The organism is Cobetia sp. 5-25-4-2 (assembly GCF_013374075.1).
Classification (GTDB): Bacteria; Pseudomonadota; Gammaproteobacteria; order Pseudomonadales; family Halomonadaceae; genus Cobetia; species Cobetia marina.
Genome location: NZ_BLWK01000012.1, coordinates 24,736 through 46,315, shown reverse-complemented (window position 1 = coordinate 46,315; position 21,580 = coordinate 24,736). Strand labels below are relative to the sequence as shown.

18 protein-coding genes, 3 tRNA genes and 1 pseudogene are annotated in these 21,580 nt (G+C 64.7%); 5 read left to right on the top strand and 17 right to left on the bottom strand.

Going from position 1 to position 21,580, the window contains the following annotated elements; genetic code table 11:
* Positions 1–12: 12 nt before the first annotated feature.
* Positions 13–981 carry an NAD(P)H-quinone oxidoreductase gene (locus HXS65_RS17235; RefSeq protein WP_176494523.1) on the bottom strand — a complete coding sequence of 323 codons (969 nt, stop codon included), beginning with the start codon at positions 979–981 and terminating at the stop codon, positions 13–15.
* 186 nt (positions 982–1,167) lie between these two features.
* On the opposite strand from HXS65_RS17235, the gene HXS65_RS17230 reads away from it, so the two are divergent.
* Positions 1,168–2,934 carry a lysophospholipid acyltransferase family protein gene (locus HXS65_RS17230; protein ID WP_176494521.1) on the top strand — a complete coding sequence of 589 codons (1,767 nt, stop codon included), beginning with the start codon at positions 1,168–1,170 and terminating at the stop codon, positions 2,932–2,934.
* A 16-nt stretch (positions 2,935–2,950) separates the two neighbouring features.
* On the opposite strand, the gene HXS65_RS17225 is transcribed toward HXS65_RS17230, so the two are convergent.
* On the bottom strand, positions 2,951–3,505 hold the full coding sequence (locus HXS65_RS17225; RefSeq protein ID WP_077373546.1) for a TIGR00730 family Rossman fold protein: 555 nt from the start codon (positions 3,503–3,505) through the stop codon (positions 2,951–2,953).
* Positions 3,506–3,805: 300 nt separating this feature from the next.
* Between HXS65_RS17225 and HXS65_RS17220 the strand changes: the two genes are divergently transcribed.
* Positions 3,806–5,146: a sodium-dependent transporter gene (locus HXS65_RS17220; protein ID WP_176494520.1), complete on the top strand. Its 1,341-nt coding sequence runs from the start codon at positions 3,806–3,808 to the stop codon at positions 5,144–5,146.
* Between the two features lie 120 nt (positions 5,147–5,266).
* Here the strand turns inward: HXS65_RS17220 and HXS65_RS17215 are convergent, their stop codons facing one another.
* The 9 genes and pseudogenes from HXS65_RS17215 to HXS65_RS17175 all read right to left on the bottom strand — a co-directional run bounded on the left by HXS65_RS17215 (position 5,267) and on the right by HXS65_RS17175 (position 12,100).
* On the bottom strand, positions 5,267–5,794 hold the full coding sequence (locus tag HXS65_RS17215) for a DUF501 domain-containing protein (protein ID WP_084207776.1): 528 nt from the start codon (positions 5,792–5,794) through the stop codon (positions 5,267–5,269).
* Entirely contained in the window at positions 5,772–6,101 is a 330-nt protein-coding gene (locus HXS65_RS17210) for a hypothetical protein (protein ID WP_077373554.1), read from the bottom strand. The genes HXS65_RS17215 and HXS65_RS17210 overlap by 23 nt, the downstream gene beginning before the upstream one ends.
* A 57-nt stretch (positions 6,102–6,158) precedes the next feature.
* Positions 6,159–6,638, bottom strand: a complete 480-nt coding sequence (locus tag HXS65_RS17205) for an aminoacyl-tRNA deacylase (protein WP_077373557.1) — start codon at positions 6,636–6,638, stop codon at positions 6,159–6,161.
* A 95-nt stretch (positions 6,639–6,733) separates the two neighbouring features.
* A pseudogene (locus HXS65_RS17200) lies at positions 6,734–7,123 on the bottom strand (acyl-CoA thioesterase); the annotation flags it as partial.
* Positions 7,124–7,171: 48 nt separating this feature from the next.
* Entirely contained in the window at positions 7,172–7,993 is an 822-nt protein-coding gene (locus HXS65_RS17195) for a hypothetical protein (RefSeq protein WP_176494518.1), read from the bottom strand.
* Entirely contained in the window at positions 7,993–9,012 is a 1,020-nt protein-coding gene (locus HXS65_RS17190) for a zinc-binding dehydrogenase (RefSeq protein ID WP_205700551.1), read from the bottom strand. The genes HXS65_RS17195 and HXS65_RS17190 overlap by 1 nt, the downstream gene beginning before the upstream one ends.
* Before the next feature lie 216 nt (positions 9,013–9,228).
* Positions 9,229–10,770, bottom strand: coding sequence for a sodium:alanine symporter family protein (locus HXS65_RS17185; RefSeq protein ID WP_077373566.1), 1,542 nt, complete (start codon positions 10,768–10,770; stop codon positions 9,229–9,231).
* 67 nt (positions 10,771–10,837) lie between these two features.
* Positions 10,838–11,275: a universal stress protein gene (locus tag HXS65_RS17180; protein WP_077373569.1), complete on the bottom strand. Its 438-nt coding sequence runs from the start codon at positions 11,273–11,275 to the stop codon at positions 10,838–10,840.
* A 399-nt stretch (positions 11,276–11,674) separates the two neighbouring features.
* Entirely contained in the window at positions 11,675–12,100 is a 426-nt protein-coding gene (locus tag HXS65_RS17175) for a hypothetical protein (protein WP_136939740.1), read from the bottom strand.
* Positions 12,101–12,221: 121 nt separating this feature from the next.
* On the opposite strand from HXS65_RS17175, the gene HXS65_RS17170 reads away from it, so the two are divergent.
* Positions 12,222–13,385: a MalY/PatB family protein gene (locus tag HXS65_RS17170; RefSeq protein WP_176494517.1), complete on the top strand. Its 1,164-nt coding sequence runs from the start codon at positions 12,222–12,224 to the stop codon at positions 13,383–13,385.
* Between the two features lie 517 nt (positions 13,386–13,902).
* Here HXS65_RS17170 and HXS65_RS17165 read toward each other — a convergent pair.
* The 5 genes from HXS65_RS17165 to HXS65_RS17145 all read right to left on the bottom strand — a co-directional run bounded on the left by HXS65_RS17165 (position 13,903) and on the right by HXS65_RS17145 (position 15,942).
* Entirely contained in the window at positions 13,903–14,868 is a 966-nt protein-coding gene (locus HXS65_RS17165) for a tetratricopeptide repeat protein (protein WP_308483190.1), read from the bottom strand.
* A 120-nt stretch (positions 14,869–14,988) separates the two neighbouring features.
* Positions 14,989–15,468 carry an EVE domain-containing protein gene (locus HXS65_RS17160; RefSeq protein ID WP_136939737.1) on the bottom strand — a complete coding sequence of 160 codons (480 nt, stop codon included), beginning with the start codon at positions 15,466–15,468 and terminating at the stop codon, positions 14,989–14,991.
* A gap of 158 nt (positions 15,469–15,626) precedes the next feature.
* Positions 15,627–15,703 (bottom strand) — tRNA-Met (locus HXS65_RS17155).
* Positions 15,704–15,746: 43 nt separating this feature from the next.
* Positions 15,747–15,823, bottom strand: a tRNA-Met gene (locus HXS65_RS17150).
* Between the two features lie 42 nt (positions 15,824–15,865).
* Positions 15,866–15,942: transfer RNA gene (locus HXS65_RS17145), tRNA-Met, on the bottom strand.
* A gap of 369 nt (positions 15,943–16,311) precedes the next feature.
* Here HXS65_RS17145 and phbB point away from each other — a divergent pair.
* Entirely contained in the window at positions 16,312–17,058 is a 747-nt protein-coding gene (gene phbB / locus HXS65_RS17140; RefSeq protein WP_077373584.1) for an acetoacetyl-CoA reductase, read from the top strand.
* A gap of 250 nt (positions 17,059–17,308) precedes the next feature.
* Here phbB and HXS65_RS17135 read toward each other — a convergent pair whose 3' ends face one another.
* Positions 17,309–20,131, bottom strand: a complete 2,823-nt coding sequence (locus tag HXS65_RS17135) for a DUF349 domain-containing protein (protein ID WP_176494515.1) — start codon at positions 20,129–20,131, stop codon at positions 17,309–17,311.
* 605 nt (positions 20,132–20,736) lie between these two features.
* On the opposite strand from HXS65_RS17135, the gene minC reads away from it, so the two are divergent.
* Positions 20,737–21,519, top strand: coding sequence for a septum site-determining protein MinC (minC, locus tag HXS65_RS17130; RefSeq protein ID WP_077373590.1), 783 nt, complete (start codon positions 20,737–20,739; stop codon positions 21,517–21,519).
* Positions 21,520–21,580 lie beyond the last annotated feature (61 nt).

Sequence of the window (21,580 nt, the reverse complement as noted above, 5' to 3'; positions counted from 1 at the left end):
TCGACGACGGACTCAGGCCCCGCTTACCGCCAGCAGCACCTTGCCGGTGCTGGCGTTGTCCTGCACATAGGCATGTGCAGCCTCGGCGTCCTGGATCGGCCAGCTCTTGTCGATATGCGGACGTATCTCGCCTCGCGCCAGGCGTGGCCAGACGTGGACATAGAGTGCATCCAGCACCATGCCCTTGCCCTTGGGCGAGCGGGAACGCAGGGTCGAGCCGATCAACCGCTGGCGCTTCATCAGCATGCGTCCCAGATCCAGCTCGTCCATCCGCCCGCCCATCAGGCCGATCAATACCATGCGGCCATCCTGATTCAGGACCTGCTGATTGCCTGACAGGTAGCCGCCGCCGACCGGGTCGAGAATCATGTCAGCGCCGCCCCATTCGTTCACGGCATCGACGAAACTGCCATCGTGGCGATTCCAGCCGGCATCGGCCCCCAGCCGCAGGCAGGTGTCCAGCTTCTCCTGACTGCCGACGGTCACGAAGCAGGGATGGCCGAACAGGCCGCACAGCTGGATGGCAGTGGTGCCGATACCGCTGGCCCCGGCGTGCAGCAGGACGCGTTCCTTGTGCTTGAGGTTGCCCTCGATGAACAGGTTCAGCCAGGCGGTGGCGAACATCTCCGGCAGGGCGGCCGCCTCACGCAGGCCGTAGCCCTCCGGCACCGGCAGTACCTGCAGGGCATTGACCACCACCTCTTCGGCATAGCCTCCGCCTGCCAGCAGGGCGCAGACCGGGTCCCCCACCTGGAAGCGTTCCACGTGTCTGCCCACCTCGAGGATGGTGCCGCTGACCTCGAGACCGAGAATCTCGCTTTCCCCGGCCGGGGGCGGATACTTCCCGGCGCGCTGCATCAGATCCGCGCGGTTGACGCCGGCCCAGGCCACCTGGATACGCACCTCGTCCGAGGCGATACCTGAAGGGGCCTCGGTTTCCTGCCAGACCAGCGCCTCGTTCTCGACGGCTATCGCATACATTCGCTATCTCCTTGGCTTGGCAATCGTGGCTGCCTTGCTGTGATCGCTCCGTCCTCAGACGGATGTCTGTCATCTCACTGTACGGGGACTGTGACGCACCTGTCATGAAGTGGCGCGATTCTGACGTGATATCAAGCCTCTGTTTCAGACTGCGAGTGACGCACCGCGTTGCGCAAAGGAGTGAGCATGATCGATACCGCCCGTGTCATCGCCGCCAAGTATCCCGCCTTTGCCAGGCGCCACCCTCTGATTCGTCGCCCGGCGCTGGCGCTGCTGCGGCGTCTGGTTCACGAGAGCGAGATCAATGCCTTCCTCGCCGAGCATGCCGGTCTGCGCGGTTTCGACTTCATCGACCGTGTGCTCGATCACTTCTCCTTCGCCTACTCCGTCTCCTCGCGGGAGCGCGAGAACATCCCTGCCTACGGGCGAGTGGTGATCGTCGCCAACCACCCGCTGGGCTCGCTGGACGGCCTCGCGCTGCTCAAGCTGGTCGGCGAAGTGCGCCGTGACGTGAAGATCGTCGCCAACGACATCCTGATGAAGGTCGAGCCGCTGGCGCCCTTGCTGCTGCCGCTGGACAACCTCAGTCGCCGTGGGTATCGCAGGAGCAGCACCCAGATCTGCGAGGCACTGATGAATGAAGAGGCCGTCATCATCTTCCCGGCCGGAGAGGTCTCGCGCGCAGGGCCGACCGGGCCGCGTGACGGCAAGTGGCTGTCGGGCTTCCTGCATTTCGCGCGCAAGACCAACGCGCCGGTACTGCCGATTCACGTCAGTGGTCGCAACTCGACGCTCTTCTATACCCTGTCATCGATCAACCGTGGCCTCGGCACGCCGCTGCTGGCCCATGAGATGTTTCGCCAGCGCGAACGTCAGCTCAAGCTGCGCATCGGGGAACTGATTCCGCTGGCGCGTCTCGACAGTGATGCCCTGAGCACCAATGCCAAGACACGCCTGCTGCGCAAGCACCTCTATCGCATCGGCCGCGGCAAGCGCGGGCTGTTCGTGACCGAGAAGGCCATCGGTCATCCGGAGGAGCGCCAGGCGCTGCGTGAGGAACTGACGCCGTGTGAGCTGCTGGGTGAGACCCGCGACGGCAAGAAGATCTACCTGTTCGATGCCTTTCCCGGTTCCAGCGTGATGCGCGAGATCGGTCGGCTGCGCGAATTGAGCTTCCGCCGCGTCGGCGAAGGGACGGGAGAGCGTCGTGACATCGACCGTTACGACGCGCATTACCGTCATCTGGTGCTGTGGGATGACGCCGATCTCGAGATCGCCGGGGCCTATCGCATCGGTGAGGTGGGCAAGATCATGGCGGTGCATGGCGAGAAGGGGCTCTACAGTCCGACCCTGTTCCGCTTCACGCCGGAGATGTTCGCGCATATGCAGGAGGGCCTGGAGCTGGGGCGCAGCTTCGTGCAGCCACGCTATTGGGGGCGCCGCAGTCTCGATTACCTGTGGCAGGGGCTGGGTGCCTATCTGCGCCGTCACCCCGAGATTCGCTGGCTGTTCGGCCCGGTCACGCTCTCCAACAGCTACCCGGAGGCTGCTCGGGCGTTGATCGTCAGCTATTACCGCCACTACTACGGGGATGAGGAGGGGCTGGCGCGTGCACGGGCACCGGTCGCGCAGAGTGCACCGGGCAGTGCCGCCCATGAGGCGGAGCGTCTGTTCGATGGTCAGGATGCCGAGGGTGATTTCCGTCGCCTGCGCGCCCAGCTGGACGCGATGGGCGTGACGGTGCCGACCCTCTACAAGCAGTACGCCGAGGTCACCGAGCCCGGCGGCACTCGCTTCCTCGACTTCAGTGTCGATGCCGATTTCGGCTACTGCATCGATGGGCTGGTGATGGTCGATATCCGACGCATCACCGCCAGCAAGCGCAGCCGCTATCTCGGGGAGCCGGCCTGTCGCGATCAGGCCGGTGCACGACACCCCGTCACGGAGGCTTGACCCATGCTGCTTGCCGTCAGGCCTGCTCGCCTGACGAGGGGGCCAGGCGGTCCAGCAGGGGAGTGATCTCGCGTTCGCTGATCAGGCGGGCGCGAGTATCCGCGTCGAGGAAGCCCGCCTCGACGGTGCGATCCAGAAATTCCAGCAGCGGCGCGTAGAAGCCGTCACTGTCGAGGACGGCGATCGGCTTGGCGTGAAAGCGCAGGTATTGCCAGGTCCAGGTCTCGAACAGCTCCTCCAGCGTGCCGATCCCGCCCGGCAGGGTCACGAAACCATCCGCCAGCGCGGCCATCTGCGCCTTGCGCTCATGCATGTCCGCCACTTCGATCAGCCGAGTCAGCCCGGTGTGTGCCTTCTCGTTGCGCACCAGCGCCTGCGGGATCACGCCGACCACCTCTCCGCCTGCGGCCAGCGCGGCATCTGCCAAAGCGCCCATCAGTCCGGCACGTGCTCCTCCATAGACCAGTCCCCAGCCACGTTCGGCGATCGCGGTCCCCAGTGCCTCGGCCTGCTGGCGGTGATGCGGGGAGGCCCCCTCGCGGGAACCCAGATAGACACAGATGCGATGCATGTTGCTCTCCTGAAGGTGTGTTGTGGCACGCAAGGTCGAGTGCCACGCCAGAATGTCGTGGTCTCCATCCTACCCGAGTTGTGCGGCGGGGCCATGACGCCTTGGCGCAACCTTGCCTTGCAGAGTGAGAGAGCATGCTCGGCGTGGTACCTGCATTCACGGGCCTGCTCTGCTACCCTTGCCGCCCCCGCAGGCGACGGCTGGCGGGCGCTGACGCCCATGAGCCTTTTCATCGGGGTGCACTCCAACATGACGCGACGTCCTGACGGCGGGCGCGGGACAACAAGGCAGGAGAGACAGATGGCGCAGGTGCGCGGACGCTTCGCCAGTCGGCTGGGCTTCTTGATGGCCGCCGCTGGTTCGGCAGTAGGGCTTGGCAACGTCTGGGGCTTCCCGTCCCAGACCGCCAACAACGGAGGCGGGGCCTTCGTGGTGATGTATCTGGTGCTGGCCTTCCTGCTGGCGTGGCCGGCCTTGATGGCCGAGCTGGTCATCGGGCGGCATGGTCAGGCCAATATCGTCACCAGCATGAGTCTGGGGCGCGGCATCACCAAGCGCTTCGGCGCGCTGGCGGGCTGGGCGGGCATGTTGACCGCCAGCCTGATCCTGGCCTTCTACGCCATCGTCGCGGGCTGGCTGCTGGGCTATACCGCCGCGCCGGTCAGCGAGGCGTTGGGCATGTCGTCCGCCGCCAGCTGGCTGACCACCTTCGACTTCACGCGCAATGTCTCGCTGACGGCGGTCTTCCTCGCCCTGACCATGGCGATCGTGGTCGGTGGCGTGCGCGGCGGGATCGAGAAATGGTCCACACGTCTGATGCCGCTGCTGCTGGCCCTGCTGGTGGGGTTGATCGGCTACGTGCTGACCCTGCCGGGCGCCGATGAAGGCCTGAGTGTCTATCTCACCCCGCAGTGGGATCGCATCTTCGATGCTGACCTGATGCTGAGCGCGATGGGCCAGGCATTCTTCTCGCTGTCGCTCGGCGTGGGGGCAATGCTGATCTATGGCTCCTATCTGGGGCCGGAGCAGAACCTGCCGCGTCTCGGCGTGCTGGTGACGCTGATCGACGTCGGCATCGCCTTCCTGGCCGGCCTGCTGGTGATTCCGGCCATGTATGCCGCGCGTCATCTGGGCGTCGAGATCTTCGATGCCGACGGCCTGCTCAAGAGCTCCGACACCCTGCTGTTCGATACGTTGCCGGCGCTGTTCGGTCAGATGGGTGGCGCGGGAGACGTCTTGATGGTGGCGTTCTTCGCGCTGATGAGCGTGGCGGGCATCACCTCCTCCATCTCGATGCTGGAAGTGCCGGTATCCTTCGTGGTCGAGCGTGGCTGGCTGGGACGGCGTGCCGCCACCCTGGCCGTCGGGGCCGCCATCATGGCCATCAGTCTGACCATCGCCGCCAACTTCGGGGCGCTGTTCGGTCTGGTGATCATGTTGACCACCCAGTACAGCCAGCCACTGGTCGCGCTGGTGATGTGTCTGCTGGTCGGCTGGGCAATGTCGCGCCATGCGCTGCTCAAGGAGATCCAGAGCGGGGCGCCGGACATCGAGTCCAGCCTGTTCTGGAAGATCTGGCCGTGGTACGTGCGCCTGATCTGCCCGCTGTGCATCGCGTTGGTGTTCGCGCACTCGCTGTAAGCCGAAACGCCCCCTGCACGACGCAAGAAGCCCGCCAATTGGCGGGCTTCTTCGTCTTGTGCCTCCTGGCCGACGGCCTCTGCTCGAGGGATTGAGTGTCGGCTAGATCGCAGGCAGGGCTCAGGGCAGCTCGGACAGCACGTCGTAGTGGGCATCGACCCAGTGCCCGATGGCATTGCCCTCGGCATAGGCGAGGTGCTGGGCGTACTGGGTGTGCAGGCAGCGCACCTGATTCCAGTCGCGGATGCCGCCGACGCCACGCTCGCGCATCAGCTCAGCGAAGCCCTGGGACTCGATGGCGCTGCGCTCGGCCTCGCTCATGAAGCTCCAGCGCTCGGCGACATAGGCTTCATGACTGGCACGATAGCGCGCCAGCAGTTCCTCGTCGGTCTTGAGGCTCTCTTCCAGCTCCTTGATCACGCCTTCGGCCTCGATGCGTGACAGCGAGATCTTGAGGCGCTCGTCGCTCAGCCAGTAGAGGGTCGGGAAGGGTTTGCCATCCACCAGCGAATGCATGCGCAGCACCAGCGGGGTGCCCTCGCCATCGGTGGCGGCCACGGCCTGGATGCCGCGCGGCTTGCGCCCGAGCTGGCGCTCGATGATCTCGAGCTCACGCGCGTCGGGACTATGATTGGTCAGGATCACCATGCTTGCAGTCAGGCTCCAGCACACACTTGTTGGACCGGGAGACGGCCCGGAAGAACGCCTGGTTGAGCTGCTGGGGGCTCGGCACATAGCCATGCCACTCGCGCTCGCAGTAGTCACTGCCGCGCGCCATCAGCTCCGGGGCCAGACGATTGAACCAGCCATCATAATCGTAGGGGTCAAGGCCCGGCAAGCTGATGTGCGGGTAGTCGGCGAAGCGCTCGCCGAACCACTGCTCCAGCGAGGCCTCGACCTGCGCATGCAGCTCGGTCATGTCCGGATAGATCCACTTGCTGTAGCGAATGCCCATCGGGCCTCCTCGCTGGCGTGGCGGCAGGGAGCGTCAGGGTGACAGGTGGCGAGAGCCTCAGTCCTCACGCGCCAGCGGCGCGAACTGCCCATTGCCCAGTTCACACAGTAGCGCGGGAGCGAGACCGATCTCCAGTCCTCGGCGTCCACCGCTGATGAACATCTCCTCCACCCCCTCGGCGCTGTCATCCACCCACAGCGGCAGCCGCTTCTTCTGGCCCAGTGGACTGATGCCGCCGACCACATAGCCGGTGGCGCGCTCGGCGGCCTCGTGGGGGGCCAGGGCTGCCTTGCGGGCATGGCAGGCACGCGCCAGTGCCTTGAGGTTCAGCGTGCCGGTGACGGGCACCACGGCGACCACCAGCGGCTGGCGGGCACTGCTGCCTTCCAGCTGACAGACGAGTGTCTTGAAGACCCGTGCCGGCTCAAGCCCCAGCGCCTGGGCAGCCTCTTCGCCATACGCAGGCGCCCGAGGGTCATGGGCATATTCCAGGGTACGGTGAGGCTTGCCCTTGAGCAGCTTGAGCGCGGGTGTCATGCCGGTACGCTCCCGGCGGGCGCCGTGCTGTGCGTGCCGAGCGCGCGGGCTTTCTCGCGCAGAGCAGGGAGATCCAGCTCGGCGCTGTCAGTGTGTTCGTGCAGGTGGGAGAGCAGGGTCGTGCGCAGCTCGCCTTCGATGCGCTGCGATTGCTTGGCGTGATGATCGAACTGCACCAGCACGCAGTGGCCACGCGCCCCGCAGACACCGCGCTGCCAGGCTTCCTGGGTCACGGTGAAGGAGCTGCCGCCAAGCCGCGACAGCCAGGTGCGAATCTCGACATCCTGGCCGTATTGCAGCTCGGCGAGAAAGTCGACCTCGATGCGCGCCATGATCAGCGGCCATTTGCGCGGGTCGAGATCCGGCACGAAGACGCGGAACAGGTCATTGCGCGCCCACTCGAACCAGGCCGGCAGGCGCGTGTTGTTGATATGTCCGAGGGCATCGGTATCGAAGAAGGCCGGCTCCAGCGTCTTGAAGTACATGTCATCGCTCCTGTGCGTCCTTGCGGGCTTTTCAGCCTATCAGGAAGCTCAGACGCTGGCTGTACGCCGTGCGGCTAGTCGCCGTTGCAGCGGCGTGAACACGCCGAGCCATGCCGTCGCGATCACGAACCCCAGCAGGGTGCCCGCCGCGACCCCCATGCTCGGGTAGCTGAGCGAGACCACCAGTGAATAGCACAGCAGCGAACCAAGGCCCGCCGGGTAGTGCTTGATCACGGTGGCGACAGCGGCCGGCCCCTGAGTCAGATGCAGAATGATCAACAGCGGATACATGGTGACAGGGAAGGCCGCCACCAGCCCGGCCCAGGACGGTGGCAACAGATGGGCCAGCGCGGTGATGCCGAACACGATGCCGGCCGCGAGGCCCGCACGCGCCAGCAGCGAAGGCCACGAGAACGGGGCCTTGCGACTGCGGGTTTCCGGTACGTCGCGGTACAGGCGCATGCACAGCATGATGGCGATCAGCGTCACGATCACGCCGCTGACGCGGGTGAACTCGAACTGCGCCAGGACCACGCTGGCCGCCAGCCAGCCCAGCAGGCCACCCAGAGTACCGTTGATGACGCCGCGCAGCCCCTCTGCACGCCCGCATAGCCAGTAGCCGACCCCCAGGGCGAGGGTCGAGGAGAATCCGGCCAGCGTGTAGATGGCACTCTCACCGGCGAATTCGGGGGAAATCTCGACCCCGATGAAGCCCAGCGTGATGGCCGTGCCGAGCGGATAGCCGGACAGCAGCCCGGCCATGCGCGTCGAGAGACGCTCCGCGATCAACGACAGGCCGATCACCACCGCGACCGAAATCAGCAGCTTGAGCAGCTGCAGGCCCAGCTCCCCATGCAGTACCGCTGTCATCAAGTGGCGTCCCAGAACTGGCGGCGCAGCAGGGAGATCTTGCCCAGTGCCTTGCCGGAGGCCTGATGTCGGTGTGCCTCGGCGACTTCACGGAAGTCGAACTGGCGCTCGTCCAGGCGCACCTTGAACTCGCCTTCCTCGACCAGTTCCACCAGCTTGCCCAGTGCCTGACGCTGCTGCTCGTGACCGATGCCGGCGCTGAGCGGCAGCAGGATCGACAGCACTTCCAGGCTGCGACTACCGGCATGCAGCGGCGAGAGATCTACCGTGGTGCGCGCATTGATGGTCACGATGCGCCCGCCCAGCCTGCTGGCGGCGAAGCTGGCGGCCAGGTTGTCACCCCCGACGCAATCAAAGACCAGATCAAAGCCCTGGCCAGCCGTCAGGCGCTCCACGTAGTCGGCCACCGCTTCCTCGCGGTAGCGAATGACGTGGTCCGCGCCACAGGCACGTGCCAGCTGCGCCTTGTCATCCGTGGAGACGGTCGTGGCGACTTCCGCACCGATGCATCGGGCGATCTGCAGTGCGACATGACCGACACCGCCGGCGCCGCCGTGAATCAGTACGCGTTGACCCGCCTCCAGCTGGCCACGTTCCACCAGCGCCTGCCAGGCGGTGATGAACACTGCAGGCAATGCCGCGGCTTCCATGAAGCTCAGGCGGCGGGGCTTGCGGGTGATCAGACGCTCATCGGCGATCATGTAATCCGCCAGCGCCCCGGGGTGAGACGCGACACCCCCGGCAAATCCGAGCACTTCATCGCCCGGTGAGAAGGTCAGCACATCGTCTCCGACGGCATCGACGATGCCGGCGACATCACCATGCAGGATGCAGGGTTCGGGGGGGAGAAGGGCGACCTGCCCGCTGGCCAGCTTGAGATCGAGCGGGTTGACGCTGGAAGCGGCGACGCGAATGCGCACCTGTCCGGGGCCGGGTTCCGGCAGTGGGCATTGCGTGCATTCGAAGTCGGCATCCGGGCCGGGGTTGCGCAGCACCATGGCGTGCATGGAAGCGAGCATGAGACGTCCTCGTTGAAACGAATTCCGGCCAGTTCGGCCAGTGAGCGCCACACCCTACCCATTGCGCTGCGCCGCGGCAATGCGACTTGGGTGGTTTCCGCCGTCCTGGTGACGGAATTGCATGATCGACAACGAAAAAGCCCCTGCCGAAGGGCAGAGGCTTTGGGTCATGCGGCGGGTGACGACTGCGTCAGACCCGCCTGAGAGGGAGAGGTGTCACGCGTTCTGGCGCTTGGTCTCCTTGTCGATCGGGGCGATCTCGCCGGACTTCAGCTTGGCGAGGTACTGGCTCAGCTCGCGCTTCACGACCGGCATCAGGTAGTAGAGACCGATGATGTTGGCGATGGACATGGCGAAGATCATGGCGTCGGAGAAGTCGATGACCGGACCGAGGCTCATGGAGGAGCCGATGACCACGAAGGCGAGGAAGATCAGCTTGTAGACGATCTCGGCACCCTTGCTCTCACCGAACAGGTAGGTCCAGGCTTTCAGGCCGTAGTAGGACCAGGACAGCATGGTGGAGAAGGCGAACATCAGCACCGCCAGCGCCAGCACATACGGGAACCACGGGAAGGCGGTCTCGAAGGCGTAGGACGTCAGCTGGACGCCGCCGAGGCCTTCGACCTGATAGGCGCCGGTGATGACGATGACCAGTGCGGTCATGGTGCAGATGACGACGGTATCGATGAACGGTTCGAGCAGCGCGACGATGCCTTCGGTGGCCGGCTGGGAAGTCTTCACGGCAGAGTGGGCGATGGCGGCGGAGCCGATACCAGCTTCATTGGAGAAGGCGGCGCGCTTGAAGCCCTGGATCAGTACGCCGACGATACCGCCGCCGACCGCGACCGGTGCGAAGGCACCTTCGATGATGGCGCCGAAGGCCGCCGGAATCGCGCTGAAGTTGAAGCCCAGGATGATGAGAGCCGCGATCACGTAGATGACCGCCATCATCGGCACCAGCTTCTCGGTGACGCGAGCGATGGACTTGATGCCGCCGATGATGACCATGCCGACGATGGCGGCCATCACGAGACCGAACAACCAGCCGTAGCCGATCAGGAAGCTGGCATCACCGCCGGTGACGTTGACGGCCTGCTGATAGGACTGGTTGGCCTGGAACATGTTGCCGCCGCCGATGGAGCCGCCGATGGCGCAGATGGCGAAGAAGATCGCCAGGATCTTGCCAAGCCCGGCCTTGCCATTCTCCGCGAAGCCCTTGGACAGGTAGTACATCGGGCCGCCGGAGATGGAGCCATCGGCATTGACGTTGCGGTACTTCACGCCAAGGGTACATTCGCAGAACTTGGAGGCCATGCCGAGCAGGCCGGCCAGAATCATCCAGAAGGTCGCGCCCGGCCCCCCCAGCGAGACGGCGACCGCGACACCGGCGATGTTGCCCAGCCCGACCGTGCCGGAAAGCGCGGTGGCCAGTGCCTGGAAGTGGGACACCTCGCCTTCATCCTTCGGGTCGGTGTAGTCGCCCTTGACCAGACGCACGGCATGCCCGAACAGACGGAACTGCACGAAGCCGAAATAGAGCGTGAAGACGACGGCAGCGATGATCAGCCAGCCGACGATCAGCGGGAACTGGGTGCCTGCCACCGGCACGGAATAGAAGATGGTGGAGACGATCGGATTGACGATCGGCCCGACGATGTCACTGATGGCCTGATCCATGCCTTCGGCACGGGCAGAGCCTGCGGCCATGAGCGCTGCCATGGCAGCAGCCCAGGGGGCAAGGGAGCGGAATCGACTCATGAGAAGGGACCTCGGGAGCATGTTGTCATTGTTGTGGGATCAGTCTGCGGACGCCTGGCGTCATCCATCAGGGCACGACGGTGACGGGGACCGAGGCCTCCTGGATCAGATGCGCGGTCACGCTGCCGAAGATACGAGAGCGCATGCTCTCCCCCTTGCGACCGACGATGATCTGCTCGGCATTCACTTCCCGCGCCAGCAGGCTCAGGATCTCGGCGGCGTCACCGTGACGAACGCGGCCTTCCACCTGATACCCCTCCTTCTCGAGCTCCGTGATGGCAGGCGCGAGAACGCGCTCGCGTGCCAGCTTGATCTCGCTTTCACGGCGACTCGCACGCTGGGCGTTCTCTTCCGGCGTGTTGAAGCTGTAGGGCGACCATTCGACGACATAGCAGAGAATGATGCGGGTTTCGGGGCCGACCAGCGTCGCGACGCGCTTGGCGTGTGCGATGGCACTGTCGCCGCCCGGCGTTCCATCCAGTCCGACAATCAGGGAGGTGGTCATTGAGAGCTCTCCAGAAGCTTGCCGGTCACTGTGTCTCGGCGACTCGGCCAGCGGATTCTTGTTGAATTACCGTTCTTGGACGGTTGAAAGCACTTTACTCCTCGGCAGGTGCAGAAATCCCTGCGTTTATCATGCTTCATGAAACGGTGATTAAACGTAAAAGGGCGGCAGGAGGCGCCTGGGGAAGGAGTCAGGCAGACACGCAGGAGGAGGCATGTGGAGGAGAGTCGTGCCCACAGAGACGAGCCGTACCAGTCAGGCTGGCAACGAGGTTCGCCTGGAGTGCCCCACCACGCTTGTGGCCGGGTGGTGGGCGCCAGAGGTGGGGCGGGGGAAGGTGTCGTTGTCGTAGCGGGGAAGGGCATGCGCCCATGTGTCAAGGGACGACCGGGACAAGCGCTAGATCAGGCGCTGGTGGGTCAGATCCTTCCAGGCGCTTTCCATGGGCCAGGCCAGCGGCTTTCTGAGGTGGTCGGGCAGTGCCATGAGTGCGGCATCCGGACTTTCGTGCTCACGCATGCGTATCCAGCAGTACGCCCAGGCGCAGGCCTCGTCCTCATCCTGCGGCAGCGGGCGCGCCGGCATCTGCATCAGCAGGAACAGGGCGGCCTTGGGAGCCCACAGTGGGGCGCCGCCGTCATGGGCCCAGCGTTCCAGCTGCTCGCCTTCCGGATTGCTCTCAGGCTGCCCCAGCTTCGCCACGCGGGCCGTATCGGCCAGCAATACCGCCAGGCGCTGGCTGTCGCCTCTTCCATGGGTCAGCCAGGCACGCAACAGGCCGGGGAGACCGCGTTGTGCTTGCGGGTAAAAGGTGTCTTCGGACATGCACAAAGCCTTATGCTGTAGTCATTCCACGGGGTTGTCCGCCTGTTGCCGGCGGTTCGAGCGGCAGGTGGTGCCTCATGTCTTCATGGCTCGCATGGGCCAGCACCGGGAGAGATTCTACATGGAGCACGATTTCATCACCCCCATTGACCGCAGTCAGTATCCCTCCCAGAAGTGGGAGCGCTACGGCGCGGATGTCCTGCCGCTGTGGATCGCCGACATGGACTTCAGCGCGCCGCCGGCCGTGACGCGCGCACTGGCGGAACGGGTTGCTCACCCGATCTACGGCTATGCCAAGCCCTCTCAGGGGCTCGACGACAGTCTGCGCGACTGGAGCCGTGAGCACTATGGCTGGGAGATACCGCGAGAGGCCATCGTCTGGCTGCCCGGCGTGGTGCCGGCACTGCATCTCGCCAGCCTGGCATTGACGTCAGAAGGGGCGGGGGTCGTGACGACTACGCCGATCTACCCGCCCTTCCTGCAGGTCGCGCAGAAGACGGGGCGTATCGCGCAGATGGCACCATTGGCGGAGCCTGCCGAGCCAGGTGGCCTGTGGCAGCTGGACCTCGAGGCACTGGAGGCCGCGATCACTCCCGAGACGGAACTGCTGCTGTGGTGCCATCCACACAATCCTACCGGCCGTGTCTGGCGCGAGGAAGAGCTCGAGGCGCTGGCAGCACTGGTGGAGCGTCATGATCTGCTGGTGGTGTCCGACGAGCTGCATGCCGACCTGGTGGTGGACCCCGCATCGCGGCATATCCCGCTGGCCAGCCTCAATCCGCGCCTGGCGGCGCGCTGCGTGACACTGTGGGCGCCTTCCAAGACCTTCAACACGGCGGGACTGACCTTTGCCTGTGCGGTGATCACCGACCCGGACCTGCGTCAGCGCTTCGTCGCCGCGACCCGTGGCCTGATGCCGGATACCAATGTATTGGGCATGGTGGCGACGGAAGCGGCGTGGCGTGAGGGAGAGCCGTGGCGTCAGGAGCTGCTGGAGGTGCTGCGCGGCAATCTCGATCTGCTCGAAGCGCATGTGGCCGGCTGGGAGCGCGTTCGCATGACGCGCCCCCAGGCGACCTATCTGGCCTGGCTGGACATGCGTGAGGCCGGCCTGGGCGATTCGCCTCAGCAGACATTGCTGGAGGAGTGCGGTGTCGCGCTTTCCGATGGGGCCGACTTCGGCTGGCCGGGGTTCGTGCGCCTGAACTACGCCACCACACGTCAGCAGCTTGAGCAGGCATTGCAGCGTCTTGATGAACGCCTGAAAGGTGCGCTGCAGGGGTAGTCAGATGTCTGATCTGGATCAAGCGCCGATGAGATGCTGGCAGGAAGTGGCGAGCGAAACCTTGAATTGAGAATCATTATCGATAACTCTGAGGGCAGGCCGTTCATCGTGAGCGGGCATCCTCAGGAGGGATGATGATGAGACATGAGCTGGCAGAGACATCTCGTTGGGCGCGAGCCGATGTTGAGTCGTCCGGCGTGATGGCATGTCGAGAATGGTGTTGCAGGGGCGGGAGTCTCCGGTTGGCCAGGGCGAAGGAGGCGGGGGCCATCACGCCCGCGCTGGAAGAGCTCCCGCCTGGCTGTCCGCTCAGCGCCCGCGAAGCGCGTGCGAGGCCATCACTGCTGAAAGGGTGGACGCGTCGGGGCGGCTGAATCCAAGGCTCATCCGCATCCTTTCCCACCCTGCTGCACGCACACGCTTCACGACATTCATCCGCTATCTGCGACAAGGGGCCCCGAGGACAACTCACGTCCTCGGGGCCCCTTGTCGTGGGAAGGTGGTTGCCGTCTGCGACTCAGTACATCAGGGCGAACAGCTGACGGCGGAAGCGCACGGTCAGCTCATGGGTCGCGCCGAGGGCATCGAACACGCGCAGCAGCGTCTTGCGGGCCAGATCATCCCCGTATTGGCGGTCGGTCTTCATCAGGCCGATCAGGGCATCGAGCGCCAGCTCGTAGTGGCCATCGGCAAGATCACGCATGGCGCGCTGGTAGCGGGCCTCGCTGTCATCCCGCTCGATCATGGCCTGGACCTCTTCCGGGCTCGGCGCCTCGGCGATGAAATCGATGCGTGCACGCACACCACGCGCCTTCGGGCCATCACGGTCTTCCGGCTTGAGAGAGTCCAGCAGCTGGCGGGCCTCTTCGCCGTTGCCTTCGGCGACCAGGACCGAGGCGAGCTGGATGCGGTAGTCCGGTGTCTCGGGGGATTCCTGTGCCAGCTGCTGGTACATCGCCTTGGCGGTCGCCAGATCGCCGGTTTCCAGTGCGCTGGCGGCCTGCTCGACGAGGCTGGGGCCGGCACCGGCAGCAGGCATCACCTTGTGCTGCTCGAGGAACTGGCGAATCTCGGCTTCCGGACGGGCGCCGGTGAAGTTGCCTGCCAGACCGCCCTGGATGACCAGCTTGACGTCGGGTACCGAGCGCACTCCTAGCTGGGCAGCGATGTCCTGCTGTTCCTCGGCGTTCAGCTTGGCGAGGATGAAGCCACCGGCATATTCACGAGCCAGCATCTCGAGAATCGGCGTCAGGACGCGACAATGCTCGCTCTGGGGAGACCAGCAGTCCAACAGCACCGGTACCTGCTGCGAGGCCTCGAGGACCTGCTGCAGATTGCTCATGTCGACATCGATGATGTAGGTGTTGGCGTCTTCTGCCTGGCGGGGGGCGCTGGCAGCAGCTCCGCCTACCACGCCTTGTGGTTGGGCGGCGGTGGTGTCATTGCCGGTCAGTGGCTGGCCGGTATTGGGATCGATGATCATGATGCATGCCCCGGAAGTGTCTGCGATTCAAGGCTCGCACGCGAGCCGGCTGGCCTGATGATGCGGGCCGCGGCGGGCGAGTTCAAGATGTGCAGGGGTCATCTGGCGCGGGCGGGGGGCTCAAGGCTTGAGGTCGTCCCCGGCCAGGCGGGCGATGCACTGGATCTCGTCCTCGCTCAATGGCATGACGGAAAGGCGGGCACGGCGGACCAGGTGACTGTCGGCCAGCTCGGGCTTCGCCTTCAGGCGCGCGATGGGAAGTGCACTGCGCAGCGAACGCAGATAGCGCAGGCGCGGAGCGACCCAGCGCGGAGCCTTGCCGGCCTCGAGGTCCGCCATCTGGCGAGGGTCGAAGCCCTTGTGCTCGGGGTCGCTGGCTGTCGGGTCCGGCAGGGCGAGCTCGCTGACCACGGCCAGCCCGACCACTGCAGGTACCTTGCAGCTGGAGTGCTGGATGAGCACGACATCCCCGAGCTGCATCTCGCGCAGGAAGTTGCGCGCCTGATAGTTGCGCACGCCATCCCAGAGTGCCGGCGACTCGCGGCGCAGGTCTTCCAGCGAGAAGGCGTCGGGTTCGGTCTTGACCAGCCAGTGGCGCATGCAGGCACTCCTTCGAGACTGACGTGATGAGTGTGAAGGTGATGGGCGTGGAGAATGGGAGGAATGAGGTCCGGGCGCTGGCCTCGTCGATATCCTCGCACAGGAATGTCACGCATACGAAAAAGGCCTGATGCAGGGCATCAGGCCTTTCGAATTCTTGGTAGCGGGGACCGGATTTGAACCGATGACCTTCGGGTTATGAGCCCGACGAGCTACCAGACTGCTCCACCCCGCAACACTGGGTACTGCCTTTGCTCCAACTCTGACGCATCAGAGGTTGGTAGCGGGAACCGGATTTGAACCGATGACCTTCGGGTTATGAGCCCGACGAGCTACCAGACTGCTCCATCCCGCAACATCACGTTGTTTCCCAAGTGCCGAAACTGCTGGCGCTTGCTGGTAGCGGGGACCGGATTTGAACCGATGACCTTCGGGTTATGAGCCCGACGAGCTACCAGACTGCTCCACCCCGCATCAACGTGGGGCGTAGTATAAGGATATACAGTGCTGAGTCAACCGTTATCCCGTAATCAGCCGGAAGACTTTACTGAGGCGGCCAGGCGATGGGGGGGAGCGAGGGTGATGGAATTGACCTCAATCAATGTGAGAGATCTGCTACATACTTTCCGTAGGAATCCTGTCCATACTGAGAGTGACACGCCTCGCGCAGGGCGGTGACAGTCTTCACCGAGCGCACGGTTGTCGCCATGCTGTCAGAGACGCCTGTCAGTGTTTGTCGTTACCGGAAGATCGCCAGCCAGTCGATGAGCGATCAACGGCGAAATGCCATGCTGTGCTCCCTTGCGGGCACAGGACGTTCCAGGAACAGGGAGAGACAATAACATGACGCAAACAGCACCCGTTGCATGGGTCACCGGTGGCACCGGTGGCATCGGTTCCGCCATCTGTCGTGAGCTGGCGAGCCAGGGGTACCAGGTGATTGCCGGTTACAGGAACAAGGAAAAGGCAGAAGGCTGGTTGCAGGAACAGCGTGCTGCCGGGTTCGAGAACATCGCGCTTTCCGGTATCGAGCTGGACAACTTCGAAGCCTGTCAGGCAGGCGTCAATGAAATTCGCGAGCGCTTCGGGCCGGTGGCCGTGCTCGTCAACTGCGCAGGGATCACGCGTGATACCTCCATGCGCAAGATGAGCTACGAGCAGTGGCGCGAAGTCATCAACTGCAACCTCGATAGCGTCTTCAATACCTGCCGTGCCGTCATCAATGACATGCTGGAGCACAAGTACGGCCGCATCGTGAACATTTCCTCCATCAACGGCCGCAAGGGCCAGTTCGGTCAGGTGAACTACTCGGCCGCCAAGGCGGGCATGCATGGTCTGACCATGGCGCTGGCACAGGAAACCGCGACCAAGGGCATCACCGTCAATACTCTGTCGCCGGGCTATATCGCCACCGACATGATCATGAAGATTCCGGAAGAGATTCGTGAATCCATCCGCGAGACGATTCCGGTCAAGCGTTATGGTCAGCCGGACGAGATCGCTCGCGCGGTGGCATTCCTCGCGGACGAGAAATCCGGTTTCATCACCGGTGCCAATCTGGACATCAATGGTGGCCAGTTCATGGGCTGATGTCCGTTCGTGCTCATGCGCCCCGGCGTCTCGCGACGTACCCGCAGGGTGGCAGAACCCGGCAGGGCGGAAGAGGCCATCAAGCGTACAAGAGGCCGCAGAGCGCACTCACAGGAACCAGGATCTGACAGGAGAGGGGCAAGCGCACTTTTCCTGTCGTGAACACCACGAAGCCCCCGTCTCTCTCGAGACGGGGGCTTCGTCGTCGTAGGGTGCCGGTCAGCTGACTGTCTATGCCGACCCGACGCCGTCAGTGGTTGAACAGGGCATCGAAGCGCGGCAACTCGGCCTGCCAGGCTTCCCAGTCCAGCGGACCATTGGCCAGCAGCGCATCCAGCACCTCGTCGAGTTCCTCATCACGCTCAAGGCGCTCGCCCAGTTGCTGATTGATGCGGGCCACCTGAACGGTCAGGCGCCGCGATTCGTCTTCCGCACCCAGCGGCGCCTCGAACAGGATCGCCAGATGGACGCGCAGCTCCGCGAGGCGCTCATTGGCGGCGTTGGCGCTGACCGGCTCGGCACGGCGCATCTGGTTGCGCGCGGCATTGGCCTGGCGGCTGGCATCGTCGAACGCCGATGACTCGGGGAGTTCGACATCCTCGATATTGCCCTGGCGTGCACTGGCATCGGCGACGGCATGTTGCTCCAGCAGGTCGCGCCACTGCTGCCATTCCTGGCGCAGCTGCTGGGCATGGAGTTCATCCAGGCGCTGTTCGCGACGCTTGAGAATGCCATTCCAGCGCCGACGCATGCCGTCACCGCGCTTGCCACGCGGCAGGGCACCCAGCGCGTCGGCTTCCTTGAGGGCGTCGTCCAGCTGGGCGGCGTCTTCCAGGGTCGTCGGTTCCCAGCTATCGAGGCGCTCGATCAGAGCCTGCCATTGTTCGAGGCGGACCTGCTCGCGCGTGTCACGCGCTTCACGGTCCTGATCACGTGCGGCGAAGATGCGGTCGCAGGCGGCGCGGAAGGCAGACCACAGGCGTTGCTCCTCGCCCTTGGGGGCACGGCCCAGTTCCCGCCAGCGAGTCTGCAGTGCCTTGGCCTGCTCGGCGCGCGCACGTGCCGGAGCGTCTTCATCGGCCAGCGCTTCGGCGGCGTCCACCAATGCCTGCTTGGCCGCGGCGATCTCGCCGGCGCGCTGGTCGATCAAGCCTTGCAGCGCGGTCAGCGCTTCACCGAAGCGATGCGACAGCTGGCGGCCCGGGCCTGCCGGTACCGGAGTGTGACGGCGCCACTCTTCGCGTGCGCGGTCGCGGATCTGGCGCAGGGCGTCCGGGTCCGCATCGCCCATGGCGTGTCCATTGAGCGATTCCAGCTGCTCACAGAGCGCCTCACGCATGGCAAGGTTGTGCTCGCGTGCCTGCTTGCGCGCTTCGCGGTAATCCTGCAGCTGTTGCTTGATGCTGTCCGAGGCGCTGCGGAAGGACTGGCTGGACTCACGGCTGGCAGCGGCATCGCCCAGGCTGCGCCACTGCTGAATCAGTTGCTGATGCTGGCGGTCGCGCTGCTCATCACTGAGGTCCTCGCGCTCGGCCAATGTGGTGATGGCTTCCAGCAGCTGTTCACGCTTGGGAGCGGCGACGAAGTTCTGCCAGTCACGCAGCTCCGCGACGCGAGCGCCCAATTGACGAAGGCGCGTCTGACGCTCGCTGTCGAGCTGGCCTTCGGTGCGGTCGCGCAGTGAACGATGCAGGCGACTGGCGGGCTTGAGCTTGCCGGCTTCCAGGTAGGTGTCCAGCTGATCCAGTTCGGCGCTGATGGCTTCCAGATCAAGCGTTCTGGGCTTGTCGCTGCTGTCCGTGGCGGGCTCATCGGTCGCGGCGGCCTCGTCGGCACTCTCTTCATCGGTCGTCGCCGGCGGTGCAGCTGCCTCCAGCGCTTGGCGCACGGCATGCAGCGTTCTGGTGAGCGGCAGCTCTGCCGGCCAGGCGATCTCACGCTCGAGACGTGCCATCTGCTCCAGGTCATTGTCGACCAGCGCCGCGTCCATCTCGCCCTGACACAGCTGATGGCGGTACCAGGCATCGAGCGGGTCCTGCAGCTGTTGCTGCAGGCGCTGATGACGTTCGAGCAGTTCGGCCGGGGCCGAGAACTGGTCGGTCAGCTCGCGCCAGCGTTCGCCTTGCAGACGACGCTGAGCCTGAAGGCTGGCGAAGTCGTGATCATTGACGCACTCGCGACTGAGGAGGTCCGCGCGCGCCTGGTGCAGGGCCGTGAGGATCTCTTCCAGGTGGGTGCTCAGGTTGGCGCTCAGGCGTTCATGCTCACGGATGGCCTGTTCACGGGCTTCATGATCGCTGATGACCTTGTACGCCTGCAGACGCGCTTCCTCGAAACGCTGCTGGACGTCGTGGTCGGCGGCCGGCAGTCGCTCCCACTCGCGCAGCAGTGAGCGATAGCGTGATGGCACGCTGTCTTCCCAGGCCTGACGCGGCAGCTTCTCCATCTGACCCAGCAGGTTGTCACGGCTGGCATTGAGAGCGTCTGCCTGCTGGGCATCCGCGCGGCGTTGGGCGAGCGTGTCGCGGGCCTGACGCTGGACGTGACGATCGCGTCTGGCGCCGCGCACCAGCTGCTCCAGCCCGTCCTGACTGGTGATGCGAGCGGCGGCGGCATGGCGCACCGCCGCGATGCTGTTGTGGCAGGCCTGATGGATCAGGGCGGCTTCATCGGTGAGACGTTCCAGCGCGACCAGACGCAACTGTTGATTGTCCCCGCGCGCCGCGATGGCGGCCAGCAGCTCATTGTCATCGAGGCGTGCGACCAGCTGTTCGCGATCCAGCAGGGAGGGGGCGTCCTGACCACCGCTCAGCAGCTCGACGAGTCGCTCGCGTACCAGCCCGTCGGCCCGGTCCAGCAGCGGCAGCAGTCGCTCCGGTGTCGCCATGCGTGCCAGAGCGGCATGACGCACCTCCAGCGCAGGGTCCTCGAGAATCAGAGACTCGAGTATCTGGCGCTGATCCGGCGTTTCAGGGTCCAGCTGGGCCGCGGCAGCGGAGCGAATGGTCGGGTTGGCATGCTGCCAGCGAGGGGCGAACAGGCGGCCAGTGAGGCGGGAAAGCAGTCCGGTCATGAGAGAGCGGTTATCCAGGCAAAAAAATAGAGGGGCGCAACAGCGGCCAGTCACTCGGACAGGACCAGGACACTCGGGTCTGTCGGTGAACCGGGGTGACGGCGCATGAATTTCGTCACCCCGCTATCTTATCAGTCACGAGGCCATGTTGTGTGGTCTCACGCGCCCATCGGTGCAGGGAAACCGGGGGAGAGTGTCTGCCGAGCGCCTTCGCGCGGGATGAGTCAGGTCATCACGAGATGACTCTTTCGTGCGTCGTGGCCTCGCGACACCTGACAGTGTGGACTGCTGGCCGTATCATCAGTTGCAGCGCCGTGTCAGCTCACATAGCTTTGTTCAGCAGAGCGATGGTTCATGAAAGGCCATTCCTCGCTCGGGTGATACGTCATCACGAAGCTCGCTTCCTGCAGAAGTCGCACTGCGTCGCGGGGAGATGGGGCGTCTGGCCTCGGCGTTTCACCGCATGAGTCGTCGGGCAGGTACCTGCCTGCCGGGCAGATGGCCTTCTGCTTCGGGATGCCATCCCAGGGATGTCTCGAGCGTCACGAGCTTCTTTCACGAGTGTCGGAGGGTGTCACTTCCCTCACGCAACCCGGAGTCAGGTCATGAGTCTCAGTACGGACAGGGCCTCCCAGGCCTTCACCTTCAAAGGCGGCATGTTGCCGATGACGGTCATGGAACTGGTCAGTGGAGACCCGGAGCAGATCCGTGCCCAACTGGTCAGCAAACTCAGCCAGTCCCCCGCCTTCTTTCAGCACACGCCGGTGGTGTTGAGCGTCGAGAAGCTCGACGAGCCGCACCTGGCGCTGGAGCGTATCTGCGCCGTGTGTCGCGGCCACAAGCTGTTGCCGGTGGCGGTGCGCGGTGGTGGCGACCCGGTGCGCCAGTCTGCCTGGGCATTGGGTCTCGGGTGGTTCCCGCCCCAGGAAAATCGCGGCCGGACGCTGGAGTCCGTGCCGCCGGTCACGACTGTCGAGCCTGAGGCGAAAGCGACTCCCGCCGACGAGCCAGAGGCGACTGTCGCGGACGAAAAAGCCGCGGTCGTTGAGGTGCCGGCCCATGCCAGCAAGGTTTACCGTGGTACCGTGCGCTCAGGGCAGCAGGTCAGCGCGCCAGAGGGTGATCTGGTGATCATCGGTGCCGTGAATGCCGGTGCCGAGATTCTGGCCGCCGGCAGCGTGCACATCTATGGCGCCCTGCGCGGCCGGGCGCTGGCCGGTATCCATGGCGATCGCAATGCCAGCATCTACTGCAAGGAACTGCATGCCGAGCTGCTTTCGGTAGCGGGAACCTACAAGCGCCTGGACGACATCGACAATCGTCTGCTGGGTGCCAGTGTCGAAGTCGTGCTCGAACACGACCAGCTTTGTATCGCACGCCTCGGTTGAGTGATGCCGGCGTGCCTCGAACGATATCCAATATTTACCGGTGATCCCCGTTTCACGGGGG

What these genes read in the sequence shown, in the direction of transcription:
- HXS65_RS17165 (WP_308483190.1), bottom strand. Translation starts at nt 14,868, where the DNA reads ATGATCATCGATCCCAATACCGGCCAGCCACTGACCGGCAATGACACC.
- HXS65_RS17235 (WP_176494523.1), bottom strand. Translation starts at nt 981, where the DNA reads ATGTATGCGATAGCCGTCGAGAACGAGGCGCTGGTCTGGCAGGAAACC.
- HXS65_RS17210 (WP_077373554.1), bottom strand. Translation starts at nt 6,101, where the DNA reads ATGGGCATTCGCTACAGCAAGTGGATCTATCCGGACATGACCGAGCTG.
- phbB (WP_077373584.1), top strand. Translation starts at nt 16,312, where the DNA reads ATGACGCAAACAGCACCCGTTGCATGGGTCACCGGTGGCACCGGTGGC.
- HXS65_RS17195 (WP_176494518.1), bottom strand. Translation starts at nt 7,993, where the DNA reads ATGACAGCGGTACTGCATGGGGAGCTGGGCCTGCAGCTGCTCAAGCTG.
- HXS65_RS17160 (WP_136939737.1), bottom strand. Translation starts at nt 15,468, where the DNA reads ATGCGCCACTGGCTGGTCAAGACCGAACCCGACGCCTTCTCGCTGGAA.
- HXS65_RS17185 (WP_077373566.1), bottom strand. Translation starts at nt 10,770, where the DNA reads ATGAGTCGATTCCGCTCCCTTGCCCCCTGGGCTGCTGCCATGGCAGCG.
- HXS65_RS17220 (WP_176494520.1), top strand. Translation starts at nt 3,806, where the DNA reads ATGGCGCAGGTGCGCGGACGCTTCGCCAGTCGGCTGGGCTTCTTGATG.
- HXS65_RS17175 (WP_136939740.1), bottom strand. Translation starts at nt 12,100, where the DNA reads ATGTCCGAAGACACCTTTTACCCGCAAGCACAACGCGGTCTCCCCGGC.
- HXS65_RS17215 (WP_084207776.1), bottom strand. Translation starts at nt 5,794, where the DNA reads ATGGTGATCCTGACCAATCATAGTCCCGACGCGCGTGAGCTCGAGATC.
- HXS65_RS17230 (WP_176494521.1), top strand. Translation starts at nt 1,168, where the DNA reads ATGATCGATACCGCCCGTGTCATCGCCGCCAAGTATCCCGCCTTTGCC.
- HXS65_RS17205 (WP_077373557.1), bottom strand. Translation starts at nt 6,638, where the DNA reads ATGACACCCGCGCTCAAGCTGCTCAAGGGCAAGCCTCACCGTACCCTG.
- minC (WP_077373590.1), top strand. Translation starts at nt 20,737, where the DNA reads ATGAGTCTCAGTACGGACAGGGCCTCCCAGGCCTTCACCTTCAAAGGC.
- HXS65_RS17135 (WP_176494515.1), bottom strand. Translation starts at nt 20,131, where the DNA reads ATGACCGGACTGCTTTCCCGCCTCACTGGCCGCCTGTTCGCCCCTCGC.
- HXS65_RS17180 (WP_077373569.1), bottom strand. Translation starts at nt 11,275, where the DNA reads ATGACCACCTCCCTGATTGTCGGACTGGATGGAACGCCGGGCGGCGAC.
- HXS65_RS17190 (WP_205700551.1), bottom strand. Translation starts at nt 9,012, where the DNA reads ATGCTCGCTTCCATGCACGCCATGGTGCTGCGCAACCCCGGCCCGGAT.
- HXS65_RS17170 (WP_176494517.1), top strand. Translation starts at nt 12,222, where the DNA reads ATGGAGCACGATTTCATCACCCCCATTGACCGCAGTCAGTATCCCTCC.
- HXS65_RS17225 (WP_077373546.1), bottom strand. Translation starts at nt 3,505, where the DNA reads ATGCATCGCATCTGTGTCTATCTGGGTTCCCGCGAGGGGGCCTCCCCG.